Annotated in this window: 13 protein-coding genes; 12 read left to right on the top strand and 1 reads right to left on the bottom strand. The window is 33.1% G+C overall.

The genetic code is table 11. From position 1 onward, the window contains the following. The first annotated feature begins 161 nt into the window (after nucleotides 1–161). From BJL90_RS19460 to BJL90_RS19435, 5 genes are all read left to right on the top strand, one after another. On the top strand, nucleotides 162–1,064 hold the full coding sequence (locus BJL90_RS19460) for a trans-4-hydroxy-L-proline dehydratase activase (RefSeq protein WP_070972112.1): 903 nt from the start codon (nucleotides 162–164) through the stop codon (nucleotides 1,062–1,064). 4 nt (nucleotides 1,065–1,068) lie between these two features. After that, entirely contained in the window at nucleotides 1,069–3,438 is a 2,370-nt protein-coding gene (gene hypD / locus BJL90_RS19455) for a trans-4-hydroxy-L-proline dehydratase (protein ID WP_070972109.1), read from the top strand. A gap of 441 nt (nucleotides 3,439–3,879) precedes the next feature. Next, entirely contained in the window at nucleotides 3,880–4,344 is a 465-nt protein-coding gene (locus BJL90_RS19450; RefSeq protein WP_205684252.1) for an SAM-dependent methyltransferase, read from the top strand. Between the two features lie 13 nt (nucleotides 4,345–4,357). Beyond that, on the top strand, nucleotides 4,358–5,224 hold the full coding sequence (locus BJL90_RS19445; RefSeq protein ID WP_070972103.1) for an AraC family transcriptional regulator: 867 nt from the start codon (nucleotides 4,358–4,360) through the stop codon (nucleotides 5,222–5,224). A 508-nt stretch (nucleotides 5,225–5,732) separates the two neighbouring features. Next, nucleotides 5,733–6,935 carry a DEAD/DEAH box helicase gene (locus BJL90_RS19435; protein ID WP_070972096.1) on the top strand — a complete coding sequence of 401 codons (1,203 nt, stop codon included), beginning with the start codon at nucleotides 5,733–5,735 and terminating at the stop codon, nucleotides 6,933–6,935. 176 nt (nucleotides 6,936–7,111) lie between these two features. Here BJL90_RS19435 and BJL90_RS19430 read toward each other — a convergent pair whose 3' ends face one another. Further along, the gene (locus tag BJL90_RS19430) at nucleotides 7,112–7,786 is read right to left on the bottom strand and encodes a TetR/AcrR family transcriptional regulator (RefSeq protein WP_070972093.1); all 675 of its coding nucleotides are present in this window, start codon (nucleotides 7,784–7,786) and stop codon (nucleotides 7,112–7,114) included. A gap of 207 nt (nucleotides 7,787–7,993) precedes the next feature. Here BJL90_RS19430 and BJL90_RS19425 point away from each other — a divergent pair, with 207 nt between their 5' ends. From BJL90_RS19425 to BJL90_RS19400, 7 genes are all read left to right on the top strand, one after another. Then, nucleotides 7,994–9,154: a uroporphyrinogen decarboxylase family protein gene (locus BJL90_RS19425; protein ID WP_070972090.1), complete on the top strand. Its 1,161-nt coding sequence runs from the start codon at nucleotides 7,994–7,996 to the stop codon at nucleotides 9,152–9,154. Between the two features lie 16 nt (nucleotides 9,155–9,170). Then, the gene (locus BJL90_RS22220) at nucleotides 9,171–9,314 is read left to right on the top strand and encodes a hypothetical protein (protein WP_156778861.1); all 144 of its coding nucleotides are present in this window, start codon (nucleotides 9,171–9,173) and stop codon (nucleotides 9,312–9,314) included. Between the two features lie 256 nt (nucleotides 9,315–9,570). Next, entirely contained in the window at nucleotides 9,571–10,209 is a 639-nt protein-coding gene (locus BJL90_RS19420) for a cobalamin B12-binding domain-containing protein (RefSeq protein ID WP_070972087.1), read from the top strand. A gap of 123 nt (nucleotides 10,210–10,332) precedes the next feature. Further along, nucleotides 10,333–11,715, top strand: a complete 1,383-nt coding sequence (locus BJL90_RS19415; protein ID WP_070972084.1) for an MFS transporter — start codon at nucleotides 10,333–10,335, stop codon at nucleotides 11,713–11,715. Between the two features lie 89 nt (nucleotides 11,716–11,804). Then, a complete protein-coding gene (locus BJL90_RS19410; RefSeq protein ID WP_070972082.1) occupies nucleotides 11,805–13,199 on the top strand; it encodes an SLC13 family permease in 1,395 nt (464 codons plus the stop codon). Nucleotides 13,200–13,491: 292 nt separating this feature from the next. Beyond that, on the top strand, nucleotides 13,492–13,689 hold the full coding sequence (locus BJL90_RS19405) for a cold-shock protein (protein ID WP_070972079.1): 198 nt from the start codon (nucleotides 13,492–13,494) through the stop codon (nucleotides 13,687–13,689). Between the two features lie 341 nt (nucleotides 13,690–14,030). After that, nucleotides 14,031–15,446, top strand: coding sequence for a hypothetical protein (locus BJL90_RS19400; protein ID WP_070972075.1), 1,416 nt, complete (start codon nucleotides 14,031–14,033; stop codon nucleotides 15,444–15,446). Nucleotides 15,447–15,546: the final 100 nt, after the last annotated feature.

Here is a 15,546-nt window from a genome sequence, read left to right as displayed (position 1 = left end):
TGGTTGTAGATGATAGAATGTAATAAATTATAGCAAACTTGTAAAAACACAAGTGCTGCTTAGGCAGGAGTACGATATAATATAAGGATATATTAAAATTTAAATTTAAAGGCGTGTTATAGTACGTCTAATTATTGATTTTAAGACTAAGGGGGATGGCGGTGAATAGAGCCTTAATTACAAACATACAAAAATATTCTGTTCATGATGGTCCAGGGATAAGAACAACAGTATTTTTTAAAGGTTGCCCTTTAAAATGCATGTGGTGTCATAATCCAGAAAGTCAATCCTATTATAAGCAGATGATGTACAATAAAGAAAAATGCAATTTATGTGGAGAGTGTAAAAGGAGATGCAGTAATGGTGCTATTCATATAGAAGCAGAAAAAATTAATGTAGAGTTTAAAAAGTGTAATTTTTGTGAAAACTGTGTAGAGTTTTGTATAAACAATGCACGTGAAATAGTGGGACAAGAATATACAACAAGTGAACTTATGAAGGAAATTGAAAAGGATAAAATTTTTTATGAACAGTCAGGTGGTGGACTAACGCTTTCGGGAGGAGAAGTTATGCACCAAATAGATTTTGTTCATGAAATTGCAAGACAGTGCAAGGCCAAAGGAATTTTTGTTGCTATTGATACATGTGGGTATATAAGCTTTCATCATTTTGAAAAAGTATTAGAGTATGTAGATGTATTTTTATATGATCTAAAGTTAATGAATTCGCAAAAACATGAAAAATATACAGGTGTACCTAATGAGATGATTCTTGAAAATCTAAAAAAACTTTCTGAAAAAGGTGCAAAGATTCATTTAAGGCTTCCACTAATAGAAGGTGTAAATACAGACAATGAAAATGTAAATGCTATAGTGGATTTTATTAAAAACCTTAATATAATACATATAAATTTATTGCCATATCATGAAATTGGCAGTGATAAATATAAAAGGCTAAATATGAAATATGAATATGATTTAATGAAAAAACCTAGCGATGAAAGGCTTCAAGAAATAAAAAGGTTATTTGAAAAAAACAACTTTAAAGTTAAAATAGGGGGATGATTTTATGGAAAGAGGAATGAATGAAAGAATAAGAAGACTTAAAAAGAACAGCGTAAATACTCAGCCGCATATTTCTATTGAAAGAGCTGTGTTAATAAGTGAAGCTTATGAAAAATATGAGGGAAGCGTTGAAACCCCTGTACTTAGAGCTCTTGCCTTTAAACACTTTATGGAAAATAGGACTTTATGTATTAATGAAGATGAATTAATCGTTGGAGAAAAGGGGGAAAATCCTCAAGGTGCCCCTACTTATCCAGAAATTTGTTGTCATACGCTAGAAGATTTTAAAATAATGGATGCAAGAGAAAAAATATTCTTTAAGGTAAGCAATGAAGTTAAGCAGATTCAGGCTGAAAAAATAATTCCCTATTGGGAGAAAAGGTCTATTAGAAAAAAGATCTTTGATCATATGACGTCTGAGTGGCGAGATTGTTATGAAAGTGGTATTTTTACAGAATTTATGGAACAACGGGGGCCTGGACATACGGTTGCCGATGGAAAAATATATAAAAAAGGATTTTTGGATTTTAAAGAAGACATAAAAAGAGCATTAGAAAAGCTGGATTTCCATAATGATGCAAGAGCATTTGATAAAAAAGCCCAGCTTGAGGCTATGGATATATGTTGTGATGCGATAATAATTTATGGAAAAAGATACGCTGACTATGCAAGAAAACTTTCAAGGATTGAAAAGGATGAAAGAAGACAAAAAGAACTTTTATTAATAGCTGAAAATTGTGACGTTGTTCCAGCCAATGCCCCTAGGACTTTTTATCAGGCACTTCAAATGTATTGGTTTGTTCACGTAGGAGTTACTACGGAGATTAATACATGGGATGCTTATAGTCCAGGAAGACTTGACCAACATCTTTATCCCTTTTATAAAAAGGAAGTTGCAGAAGGAAATCTAACTGAAGAAAAGGCAAAGGAGCTTTTGGAATGTTTTTGGATTAAATTCAACAATCAACCAGCTCCGCCTAAAGTTGGAATAACCTTAAAAGAAAGTGGAACTTATACTGATTTTGCTAATATAAATACTGGGGGCGTGACAGAAGATGGCGCAGATGGTGTGAATGATATAAGTTACTTAATTTTAGAGGTTATGGATGAACTGAAAATTTTACAACCAAGTTCAAATGTTCAGATCAGCAAAAAAACACCTCACCATTTTTTGAAGAAAGCCTGCGAAATTTCAAGAAAAGGCTGGGGACAGCCTGCATTTTATAATACTGATGCAATTATTCAAGAACTTCTTGGAGCAGGAAAAACCATTGAAGACGCAAGACAAGGAGGTGCCAGTGGCTGCGTTGAAACAGGAGCATTTGGAAAAGAAGCCTATATATTAACTGGATACTTCAATATTCCCAAAATACTAGAGCTGACATTATATAACGGCTTTGATAGAATATCTGGAAAGCAGCTTGGACTTACCACTGGAGAAGCGTCGGATTTTACTACCTATGAAGCACTATTTAAAGCATTCAAAAAGCAGTTAAAATATTTTATCGATATAAAGGTCAAAGGAAACAATGTTATTGAAAATATATACGCAAAGCATATGCCAGTTCCTTTTTTATCAGTTGTAACCGATGATTGTATACTGAAGGGAATGGATTATAATGCTGGAGGGGCAAGGTACAATACAAATTATATTCAAGGCGTTGGAATAGCTACTGTAACTGATAGCTTATCCTCTATAAAATATAATGTATTTGATAAGAAAAAGTTTACTATGAATGAACTTATAAAAGCCATGAATGATAATTTTGAAGGATATGCAGCCATTCATAATATTGTGCTAAATAAAACTCCTAAATATGGAAACGACGATGATTATGCTGATGGCATCATGCTGGAGGTATTTAATGCTTTTTATCATGAATTAAATGGAAGAGGCAATATGAAAGGTGGGAAATATAAAATAGATATGCTTCCTACAACATGCCATGTTTATTTTGGTGAAGTAATGGAAGCTAGCCCAAACGGAAGACTTCGAGGAAAACCTCTTTCTGAAGGAATTTCTCCTGAAAAAGGGGCAGATCAATATGGCCCTACGGCAGTAATAAAATCAGCAACAAAGATGGATCATTTAAGAACAGGAGGAACCCTTTTAAATCAGAAATTTACGCCATCTGTCGTTGCAGGTGATGAAGGAATAGAAAATATGGCTTCTCTTGTTAAGGCGTATTTTAATATGGATGGTCACCATATTCAATTTAACGTAATAGATAGGCAAACCCTAATAAATGCACAAAACAATCCAAGCGAATATAAAGATCTTATTGTAAGAGTTGCTGGATATAGTGATCACTTCCATAATTTAAGTAAGGTACTTCAAGATGAAATCATCGATAGGACAGAACAAGGGTTTTAGCTTTTCTAAGCAAGAAGTCTCCTATTTAAATTTATGATTTAGTTGAATAGTATCTGTTAATAAAAAATACTAAAGATAGGTAAATACCTTTTCTATAGCATTTAATGCATTATTCATTTTACTATTATTCTGAACTTTGTTTTTAAATAAATTTATGAAAAGTTTTTTGCCAAAGAACCTAAAGATTAAAAAATTACTAGTCCTCCAATGCATAATAATTGACTTGCTTTTTCAACCCATCTAGGTTTGCAGAGTTATTCTTATGAGTATCATCTTTCTATCAAAACAAACCTTTTATTTTATTCAAGATCTGCTGTTTTATCAATTAAGCAAATAATATCAATCTATGGTTTGTTTTAAACAAATTTAATCAAGAGTACTTTTTAGTAATATTCTATAATATAACTGTACTAATTTATTAATTATAAGGAGGCAGTTATGATGGAATTAAAATTAATAGGTAAAATTAATAATACTCATGGTTTCAAAATTGATATTGATGAAGCCTACAAAGAAGCACTAACAGCAATGGATGGATTTGGGCATTTGATTGTCCTTTGGTGGGCAAATCAGATGGATAATCCAGATATGCGTAAAATTATGGCCACAGAAAAACCATATAAGGCAGGACCAGATACCATAGGAATATTTGCAACCAGATCATCATTTAGGCCCAATCCAATTTGTATAAGCGTTATTGATGTTAAAGGTATTGATTATAACCGCGGAATCATATATACTTCGTATATAGATGCAGAGGATGGAACACCAGTCCTTGATATCAAGCCATATTACCCATGTTCTGATGTAGTAAGAGAGACAAAATTACCAGAGTGGTGTGCAGGCTTACCAAGTTGTATTGAAGATTCAGCTAATTTTGATTGGAGTAATTATTTTAATTTCTAAGAGGAAACCTAGTATGAATAATAGAGAGCTTATTTTATTATCTATCCAAATAATTGAAAATAACCTCAGATCAAAAATATCTGTTATAGACATATCTAAAGAACTAGGGTTTTCTTTCTATTACTATTGTAGGTTGTTCAAATCTATCACGGGTTACTCACCAAAATCATATATATTGGCTAGAAAAATTACTGAGTCGATTGCGGAACTTATTGAAACGGATATACGAATTATTGATTTAGCTCTTGAATTCGGTTTTGGAAGTTCAGAAGCTTATACAAGAGCTTTTTACAAAATTATTAATAAAAATCCCTCAGAAATTCGTAGAAAGGGTACTATTAATAGACAATTGTTACTTCAGCCGATAACTGATAATGAATTGAAAAAATTTGAGCATGCCTTAGATAAAGAACCAGAAGTTGTGTCCTTGGACGAAATAAAGTTGGTGGGAATCCCATTTTACTATGATTTATCAATAGGAAATGATCTGACGGAACAGTGGTCACTGTTAACACAAAATCTTTCCGTTATTCCAAATGTGAAAAAACCCTTAGAATTTTATCAGTTACAATTTTGGTTTCCAGATCAAGATAATGACAACATATATTTTTATGTAGCAGTGGCAGTTGATAAACTTGAATTAATCCCAATTCAATTGACAGCTAAGACCATTCCAGCCCAAACCTACTTTAAGTTTAGACATAAAGGATTAGCCAATCAAGTTGGACATACTTATCGATATATATATGAAGAGTGGTTACCAGCAACTGACTATAAGTTACCAGGGCATTTTAATTTTGAGTATTATGGTGATGAGCATTTGGGACCGTATAATGAAAACTCTATTAGTGAGATTTATATTCCGATTGAAAATAAATAATGCATAAGGAAACAAAACAAACAAAGAAAGAAGATAAAAAAGTTATTGTATTATTAGGAAAGGTACTTAGAGTGTAGATGGAGGGGAGGGGTCCCCTCTTTTCTTTTGTATTGCCAAATATACTTTCGATGCCCTTTTATACATTTTTTAGATGAGCCATATAAAGAGGTTCTCTCTTTAAGAGTATTTGGAGAATCATCATTTTTACAAATCTCTGAACTTTTTGGAAAAACAGAAAGCTGGGCAATAGTCACATTTCATCGTGCAAAGATTAAAATTAAAGAGAGCTTAAAAGGAGCCTTATGCTATTATTAACCAATTATTGAGATTATTATATAGCAATAGGCTTATTTAAGATAATTTGTGGTAATATATATAAGTAGGTCAAAGAATTTGAACAGTATATAAGAATCTGCCAACTTTGATCCTACAGAGCTTCAAGCTTCAGCTAAGAGATAATACAAAAAAGTAATGGTTTAGCGGACCTATTAAAAGGAGAATTTTAATTGTGAATAAAAAATTTGAAGAATTTAATCTTAAACAATTTATATTAGAAAATCTTGAAACAGAGGGGATTGAGAATCCTACCGAGATACAAGCCGATTCTATTCCCCATATTTTAGAGGGTAAGGACGTGATAGGTAAGGCCAAAACAGGCACAGGAAAAACCCTGGCTTATTTAATACCAATGATAGAAAAAATCGACCCTAAGAAGAAAGAGCTTCAAATGCTTGTCTTGGCTCCGAGTAGAGAGCTTAGCCTTCAAATTCATAGAGAAGCAGAGCATGTTGTTAAAAATACAAATATTACTGCAATGCCGTTGGTTGAGGGAATGGATATTAATCGACAGCTGGACAAATTAAAAAGCAAGCCTCAGCTTATTATAGCCACTCCTGGAAAGCTAGTACATATTATCGGATTAAAAAAGATAAAAATGCATGGTGTAAAGATGATCGCCTTAGATGAGGTTGATCAAATGCTGGAGCGAGGACTACAAGAAAAGGTACATGCAGTGATTGATACTACGTTAAAGGATAGACAGTTGGTAAGCTTTTCTGCCACCCTTTCAAAGGATGCCTTAAGTATTCTTCAATCTTTAATGAAAAAGCCCCAATATATATCTTTAGACAATGCTAAGCCTGTCCCATCAAAAATTAAGCATTTATATATAGTAAGTAAGGCATTAAAAAAAACGGGGACTTTGGCAGAGCTTATGCAAGTATTAAAACCAGCTAAATCTTTGGTTTTTATCAATAGAAATGAAAACGTGGATAGATTTGTAAGGGAATTAAAATCCCTTGGATTATCTGTTGGAGGCATACAAACAAGGACGAAAAATCAAGATCGTCAACATATCTTAACTACTTTTAACAAGGGTGAGCTTAAGGTATTAGTTACAACAGATATATTTACTAGGGGAATGGATTTCAGAAATGTATCTCATATATTCAATATGGATTTACCTCTAAATCCAATTGACTACCTCCATAGGGCTGGTCGTACGGGTAGGATGGGTAAAGAGGGTGTAGTCTACAATATTGTGAGAGATCGGGAAAAGTTCATCATGTATAAAATGATGAAGGTTTTAAATATAGATGTCACACCTGTCGGTATATTGAACGGAAAGATTACAGCCGTTGAAGAAATTATACATAGCAAAAAAACATCAATAAGTAGGAAAAACCCTAAGACAGATGTGAGGAGAAAATAGGACCAAGGGGTTGTATATCTGTATAAATGAACCCATCAATAATGTCTATATCCTATAAAATAGCTTTAATCATGTGTTTTTTGTTAATATAGCCTGTAGATATCAATTTTGATAACTACAGGCTATATTATGGTAAACTAGTATACCTCTGAAAGGAATACTAAGGTTTTTCACTTTTAAACTTCCTCAGTTAATTTAAAGTAATCTGTCAATTTAACATTAATTTTTTTATAGGTATCGTATGAAACGTTAACGATATCATCAATTTGATCCTCTTTTAATTTCATAAAACGATACATATTTCGTATTTTATATTCACATAGTTGATCCAGTGTCATATCAAAATAATTTTCCACATATTTTGCCACTAACCCCATAGTAAGTGCTGCATTTGCAACACGAATCAATTTTACCTCATTTGTAGTGATATTTAAATTATAAGTATTGACATGCAACTTATAAAAAAATTCAATAATCTTTGTATTCTCATCTATTAAAAAGTTTTCTTTACATAGTTCATAATAGAATCTTTTATAGCGTTCATCACTTAAAAGTAAATTAATAAAAATCCAATTTTCAACAGCTGTTGCATATTTTAATTCATAATTATGAAATTTTTCACTCATTATTCTCTTCACGAAATCCTTCACTTCAATAAGAAAATAAGTATAAATAATAGAAGCAATATTTTTCTTGCTCTTATAATGATAATGAATTAGTCCTAAATTTACATCAGCTTCTTCGCAAATTCTTTTACAGGAAGTATCGATGTACCCATTTTCTACAAATAACTTTTTTGAAACAAATAAAATTTTATGTTTAGTATCCATTCCTTTTCTATACTGTGCCATTAAAAAAACTCCTTTCCTTAAAAAAGTATAACATATTTTTACTATTTACAATAAAAAATATTGCAATATTGAAAAAAATGTAATATTATATAGGTATAAAATTATACGCGTATAATATTTAAGGACTTCAGGAAATAGTTTTCATGATAAGTGCAAACGATTTACTTTATGTTATCCATTACAATTAATTAAGAAGGGGGAAAATACATGACAGATATCAAGCAACTCCAAAAGGACAGACAACAGCTATTTACAGATTTATATGAAGGCAGGATACCTAAAAGAGTACCTATTATGTACAATATAGGTTGGGAAGCAGCGATACAACTTGCAGGTTACGATTTAAAACAAGCACAGTGGGATAATAGTGTTGTTTATGACGTATATGATAAAGTCTGTTCAAGACTTTATGGAGATTTAGTGCCTGTGGCAATGACACTTCGAAACCCTATGCATTATCAGATGTTGGGATCTAAAGCCATTATTATGTCTAGTTCAGGACAAATGCAGCATCCTGAGATCGCATGCTTAGAAACATCGGAATATGATGAATTTATTCAAGATCCTTACAAAATGATGGTGGATAAACTATTGCCAAGGTTATATAAGGCATTGGACGTATCCCCAGGGCAAAGAGCTCTTGTTTTAGGAAAAGCATTTAAAGCATATAACGATGAAGGCGCTTTTTATGGTGCTACAGTAGGAAAAATTGTTGAAAAGTATGGTTACGCTACAATCATTACTCATGGTTTTGGAGAGGCTCCTTTTGACTTTTTAGCTGACTTTTTACGTTCCTTCTCAGGAATCAATATGGATGTGAGAAGAATGCCTGAAAAAGTGATAGCAGCTTGTGAAGCCATTACCCCGCACATGATTAAGTTATTAGTGCACATGAATCCAAACCCATCTATTTTAAAGAAAGCTTTTATACCATTACATATGGCACCTTATCTAAATCAGAAACAGTTTGAAAAGTTCTATTGGCCAACCTTTAGAAAGGTTATTGAGGCTATGGTTGAAGCTGGTCAAGGCATAGACCTGTTTGTAGAACACGACTGGATGAGATATATTGATTATCTTGCGGATCTTCCTGGCAGAATTAGAATGAGATTTGAATATGGTGATCCTAAAATCATTAAGGAAAAACTCGGAGGAAAACATATCATATCTGGACTCTATCCACTAACATTGCTTAAAACTGCTACGAAAGAGCAATGTATTGACAAAGCTAAGGAGTTAATAGATATTTTGGCACCTGGCGGTGGATATATGTTTGAATTTGATAAGTCTGCTTTAAGTATGGATGATGTTAATATAGATAACTTGATTGCAGTAACCGAATATATTAGAGATCACGCAACCTATTAAGGAGGGAGGGAAAAATATGCAAATAAAGTCAGAATATTATCAAACTTGGGAAGAGTATAAGGCAGAGAATCCTATTGTCAGTGATGAAGGTTTAAAGGCTGACAAGATACAAAATTACGAAGAGCTTATGTACAAATTTATATTTTCACTTTTCCTATAGGATTTGTTTCTCTGAGAAAGTGTATGGTTGCTTTATTCAATAGCCAAACGTTGCTAAGACTTCCATTTCTCTAATAGGAGATAAGTGACGCTGAGCTATTGAATAAATCCCATAGAAGTGTTAGATCCCAAATTTCTTCAATTGAGTTTCTATGATTTTCTAAGATATAGCTTAGCTATTTATAAAAAACTTAAGTATTTAATAATAAAATGCCTATATTAAATGCTTATGAAATGATAAGGAGGAAATCGTGAATATGTCTAAATGGGATCAATTAACGAAAGCAGTAGGAGAATTAGAAGAAAAAAAAGTAATAGAAATACTCCATAAATTTATAAACACGAATCCATCCTATGAAGAAGTGCAGAAAGTCATCAAAGCATGTCAGGCAGGAATGATCATAGTAGGAGATTGTTTTGAAAAAGGTGATTATTTTGTGGGAGATTTAATTTTTTCTGGAGAATTGCTTGCTAAAGTTATCGCTATAGTAAAGCCATTTTTAGGAAACTCTTCTTCAATCAAAAAAGGAAAAATTGTTATAGGTACTGTTCAAGGGGATTTGCATGATATTGGCAAAAACATTTTTAAGAGTATGGTAGATGCTGCTGGATTTGAAGTATATGATATAGGTATAGATCAACCAGTAAGTGCTTTTGTAAATAAAGTAAGGGAAGTGCAGCCAGATATTGTTGGTATGAGTGGTGTTTTGACAGTAGCCTTAGAGGCTATGAAGGATACTGTTGATGGCTTAAAAGAAGCGGGCTTAAGGGATGATATAAAAGTTATTTTAGGTGGTAATCCTGTAACAAAAGAAGCTTGTGCGTATATTGGAGGAGATGCATACACTGCCAATGCAGCTGAAGGAGTGAAAATATGCCGAAGTTGGGTTGTATAATACTAACTTTAGCAAACTGCTATAATAGGCTCAAAGTATGGTACGAGAATTAATTTCAGATTATTGTTACAATTTAAGGCTATAACATGATATGTTATAAATAAATATTTAAAGGGGGATATTATGGAAAATATAAGTAAGTCTTCAAGCACATCTTTAAAAAAATCCATCATCAATTTATATGGATTACCATCTTTTGGTTTTCAATTGTTTGTAAACATGGAAGTTTTTTATTTTGCTGCATTTTTAACAGACTTTGCAAAGATTCCTGTAGCTTTAGTTGGAACAATCTTAATGATTACAAGTATCTTCGATATTGTTTGGGTACCTACTGCAGGCGTTATCCTAGAAAAGAGCAATTTTAAATTTGGTGGTAAGTATCGATCATGGTTATTAGTAGGTCCTCCCTTGGCTGCATTGTTTTTCGTTTTCCAATTTATAAAGATAGGCCCAGCAAATATTAACGCTATTATCATCTGTATAGGTTTTATTGTCAGTCATTTGATTTGGAATATTTATTATGGCGCACATATTGCCATGAATAATTCTATGACGACGATAAGAGAAGAAAGAATATCTATGGCATCAAACCGAGGCATGTTTAATTCACTAGGAGCTATCGGATTCTCACTAATTGGTTTTAAAATGGCTACTGCTATAGGTGCATATATGGGTAATCCAGCTGTTGGCTTTACGCTTACAGTAGTATTTACAGGAGCTGTTATGATTCTTTCTAACTGGTGCTTGTATGCTATAACAAAAGATTATGCACATTCTGGAACGACTGCAGAATCAGCTAAAAAAGAAGATAAAATGTCTACTGGTGAAATGTTAAAGCAAATTGTTATCAATCCACCATTGATCGGACTTATGCTGGCTGAGTTAGGAAGATACTTAGGAAGATTCGTTATTTTTGGTTTAGCATTCTACTACTTTAAATATGTTGTTAATAATGTAGCAATAATAACCATATTTATGACAGGACTAAATGTAGTTTGTTTCTTTGGCGCTATGCTTACAGCACCTCTAGCTAAAAAATTCGGTGAAAGAAACACATACATTTTATCTCTAGCTTTATTTATCATCGGGTTAATGGCTGTTTGGGCATTGCCAATGAATTACTTATCATTCATGATCGTTATGTTTGTAGCCTATTTAGGTTATGGTATGCCGGATGCTTTAGGGGTAGCAATGTATTCTGCTACTGTAGACTATGGTGAATGGAAGACTGGAAAAAATGCCCGTGGATTTATCATGTCTTTAATCAGTTTTCCTATAAAAGTAGCAATTTTTGTAAGAAGTATTGTTATAACAGCTGTATTAGCTTCTGCTGGTTATGTTGCAGATATGGCAGCTACACCTGAGTTGATACGAGGAATTAAAAATGGTATTGCATTAGTTCCTTCTATATTTATTGGCATAGGATTAATTATTATACTGGTATTATACAAAATTACACCAGAAAACTTAAAGCAGATGCAAGAAGAAATTGCTGCTCGTAAATAATTAAAACTTGTATACTAACATAATTATGAAGGCGCAATAAATACTATATGTATATATGCGCCTTCTATTATATTAATGGAGGGACTTATATGAAAAAAATACAAGTGATTGGTTTACTGTTAGCAATTACTATTTTAGCTGGCATGAATTTTATTCCAATTGGTAATGTATTAACTGAAGCAGGGAGAAATACCTTAGGGATTCTCGTTGCTGTACTGATATTATTAATAACAGAACCCATACCTATAGGTGTAACCTGTATACTTGGTATTGGACTATTAGCTCTCTTTAAGGCTGTAGCTGGTATTCCTCAAGCACTAAGTGGCTATACGAATCCTATTGTTTTCTTCGTCTTAGTATCCTTTGGTATTTCTGCAGCCATAACAAAAGTTCCATTATCGAAACGTTTGCTGGTGAAAATCATGTCTTCTTTTGGGAAAGATGTCAAAAAGATTTTGTTGTCCATTATGATTTGTGCTGCTCTGATATCATCTATTGTGTCTAATGTAGCAACTACAGCGGTATTTATTACTGTTATTCTTCAGTTTTTAAATATTTATACGGATGAATCAGAAAAAAAGCATACAGGAAAATCATTTATGATTGGATTACCCGTTGCAAGTATGATCGGTGGCATGATCACACCTGCTGGGTCATCATTAAACTTAATGAGCATAAACCTACTGGAGCAATTAACTGGCATCAGAATCACTTTTGTGCAATGGATGGTTTGTGGGATACCTATAGTGGTCATCATGCTCCCTTTAGCCTGGTTTATTATTATAAGGGTGTATCCGCCAGTGGAATTATCCCCAGAAGATATTCGTAAATATATAGAAACACTGCATGTACCATCTAAACTAAGCTTCAGTGAAAGATATGTACTGACTTTAGTGAGTATCATGTTTGTATTGTGGGTTCTAAGTTCTTGGATACCGGCCTTTAATATAACATTAGTAGCGATAATTGGCTTCACGTTTCTTTTTATGCCGAGGATTTCTATATTAACATGGCAGGAATTTTTAGATAATGTCAGTTGGTCAGCCTTCTTTTTAGTTGGTACAATCATATCAGTTGGGAATGCTCTGGTTGCTAATGGGGTGAGCAATTGGATTGCAGCTACAGTACTGCCTGATGCTATTTATCTTCCTGTATATGGGCTGGTTTTTATTGTAGCTATGGTAGTATTTTCTATGCTGATTTTTGTCCCTGTAGCACCTGCATTAATATCTATGTTAGTGGCTCCTCTCATTGACTTAGCAGGAGCCGCTAATATCAGTCCAGTTTTGATGATTATGACATTGGGGTTATGCGTGGCCAACTGCTATTTACTTCCGCTGGATACTGTGCCCCTTTTAACCTATATGACGGGGTATTATAAAATAAGTGAAATGTCGAAATCCACAGGCTTAATACAAATATGTATGATTATGGTAGTAACCATCTGGCTTCCCTTAGCTTTATCTATTTTGGGGATATTATAAAATGAGACTTAATTCAGGGGAAGTTTTTATGTCCACTGATTATAGTCGAATTTACTTCCATGATGTAGTGCTTGATCGCCCACTTGTAGAAGCGGGCATCTTATAAAATAAATAACTTGCTTTATATAAGAAACTATGTTACTCTTAATAGAAACTTAAATGAATAGTAAATAATGGAACACCAATATATTTCAATGAGTACTTAATAGATATTTAAGTATGCTTATATCGAGATTTTATTAGTGGATTATTACGATGAATTTAAGAATAAAATTTCGGAGGTATACATTATATGAATGGTACGGTAAAATGGTTTAACGCAGAAAAAGGGTTTGGATTTATTACAGGAGAAGATGGAAAAGATGTTTTTGCACATTTTTCTCAAATAAATTCAAGTGGTTACAGATCTCTTGAAGAAGGTCAAAAGGTTTCTTATAACGTAGTTCAGGGACCAAAAGGACCTCAAGCAGAAAATATTACTATTATTTAATGAAAAAGTATAATTAGTAAATATTTTACCCCTTAAATGGATATCTATTTAAGGGGTTTTTACGTGCTTTAAGCTAGACGATACCTCGATAATCAAAATTCGCTGTGGGCTTGTTAAATTCTGCCACTATATGTTGTTTTCGTGACGTTGGTAAGGGAGGACGCATTGTATAAACCACTTCTCGGTGCCAATAACTTATATCCCTCCATCAGTCTGACTTTTGGCGTGATAAAAGTAAATTTATGCTATCTAAGTCTATATGAATAAGGTCTGATTATAAGCTACTGGAAGATTGTAACTATTTTTTGTAGAGTAACGTCTAAAAGACAAGGGGTGATTTTATGAAGATGCTTTTCAAAAGTATTACATTTGCTATTGTTATGTTTTGTTTTTCTACTATGATTTTTGCTAATTCTGGACCTGTGTTTTGGCAGGGATATCCATCTTCAGCTATAATGGTTATTGAAAACAGCTCTCCAATCAGGGTAGAAAATGAAAATCTCGTTTTTGATTTTTCTGATAGTTATAACGCTTCCCATACGATTAATGGAAAGGTTACTGCAACCTATGAAATGTTTAATCCAACGAATGAACTACAAGCAGTACAAATGGCATTCCCTTTTGTAGGAAGAATTGACAGGCTTTTATCAGAGGATATCGTCATAACTGCTGATGATACTGTGCTGCCTTATACTATATATATTGGCGATGTGGTAAACAGCTACAAAAGTCCTTTCCAACAGGATAGAAAGGCGAGCTTTGATTTTGCCAGCATTGTAAGTACCATCACAGAAAGTCTTTATAGAGGGAAACATTTTACAGAAAATGAAAAAGGCAAGCTCTATACCATTGACATAAAACCAAGTACTGATCAAAGAATAAACTTTGCGGTTGATTTTAACTTTGATTATGAAAAAACCAAAGTGCTTACAAATGGATTTAATCGTTATGAACGTGATGGTAAAAAAACAAAAATTGCTGCTTGGTGCTATAAACCTGAGGTTTTAGAGGTTTATGTTTTAGGTGAAGATATTGATCTAAAAATAAACGCCTATACAGATGGAGAACTTAAAGAAGAAACTGATTTATTCACTTACCAAATCTCTACAAAAAAGGTAGATGTGAGATCCTATTTGATGGCGTATATAAAAAACAATACCAATGGGCAAAGTGATAGCATGATCTCAGATACTCAATTATATAATTTGTATGCAAAATCTCTTGATGAACACTTCACACAAAATAGGGGCTATAGCTCTGAATATGATCTCATGGCACAGGAGAATTATGAGCGAATATTAACGCTGGTTTACACGGTTGCGTTTCCTCAGAATAGCGTAAAAGAAATAAGTGTAAGTTACAGAACATCCGGAACAATGGATAAAACTGAAACTGTAGAGCCCCTATACTCCTTTGATTATATCTTCAATGCCGCTAAAAACTGGAGTGATTTTAAAAACTTAAATATTAAAATTATTGCTCCTGAAGAAGCGCCTTATATAGTAAGAAGCAATATTGAATGGACAAAGGAAGAACACAAGGTTTACACAGCAACCTTGGCAGGTTTACCAGAGGATGACTTATCCTTTACCCTCTATGGGAAGGAGAAAATTACATTACTGGATAAGGCTGGAGGAAGCTTGCAGAATACCTTTGGATATTTTGCCCCTATAGTGGTAGGTGCAATAGCACTTCTTGTTAGTGGAATAACTATTGCGGTAGTTGTACGGAAAAAAAGGAATAAATACTTAAACTAAGTATTACATCCATCAATAATACAAGTATGAGTAAGCGTTGAGAAAAGCAAACAAAAACAAATTCAGCTTATATGCTAAAATTATGCTAAAGTAAAGGTAG

The organism is Clostridium formicaceticum (genome assembly GCF_001854185.1).
GTDB lineage: Bacteria > Bacillota > Clostridia > Peptostreptococcales > Natronincolaceae > Andreesenella > Andreesenella formicacetica.
Note: the sequence above shows the minus strand (reverse complement) of the source record. Positions and strands in the feature narration are given on the sequence as shown.

Excerpts from the sequence above, each read along its gene's own strand:
- BJL90_RS22220 (WP_156778861.1), top strand. The coding sequence starts at position 9,171 with ATGCAAATAAAGTCAGAATATTATCAAACTTGGGAAGAGTATAAGGCA.
- BJL90_RS19415 (WP_070972084.1), top strand. The coding sequence starts at position 10,333 with ATGGAAAATATAAGTAAGTCTTCAAGCACATCTTTAAAAAAATCCATC.
- hypD (WP_070972109.1), top strand. The coding sequence starts at position 1,069 with ATGGAAAGAGGAATGAATGAAAGAATAAGAAGACTTAAAAAGAACAGC.
- BJL90_RS19425 (WP_070972090.1), top strand. The coding sequence starts at position 7,994 with ATGACAGATATCAAGCAACTCCAAAAGGACAGACAACAGCTATTTACA.
- BJL90_RS19410 (WP_070972082.1), top strand. The coding sequence starts at position 11,805 with ATGAAAAAAATACAAGTGATTGGTTTACTGTTAGCAATTACTATTTTA.
- BJL90_RS19445 (WP_070972103.1), top strand. The coding sequence starts at position 4,358 with ATGAATAATAGAGAGCTTATTTTATTATCTATCCAAATAATTGAAAAT.
- BJL90_RS19405 (WP_070972079.1), top strand. The coding sequence starts at position 13,492 with ATGAATGGTACGGTAAAATGGTTTAACGCAGAAAAAGGGTTTGGATTT.
- BJL90_RS19400 (WP_070972075.1), top strand. The coding sequence starts at position 14,031 with ATGAAGATGCTTTTCAAAAGTATTACATTTGCTATTGTTATGTTTTGT.
- BJL90_RS19430 (WP_070972093.1), bottom strand. The coding sequence starts at position 7,786 with ATGGCACAGTATAGAAAAGGAATGGATACTAAACATAAAATTTTATTT.
- BJL90_RS19420 (WP_070972087.1), top strand. The coding sequence starts at position 9,571 with ATGTCTAAATGGGATCAATTAACGAAAGCAGTAGGAGAATTAGAAGAA.
- BJL90_RS19450 (WP_205684252.1), top strand. The coding sequence starts at position 3,880 with ATGGAATTAAAATTAATAGGTAAAATTAATAATACTCATGGTTTCAAA.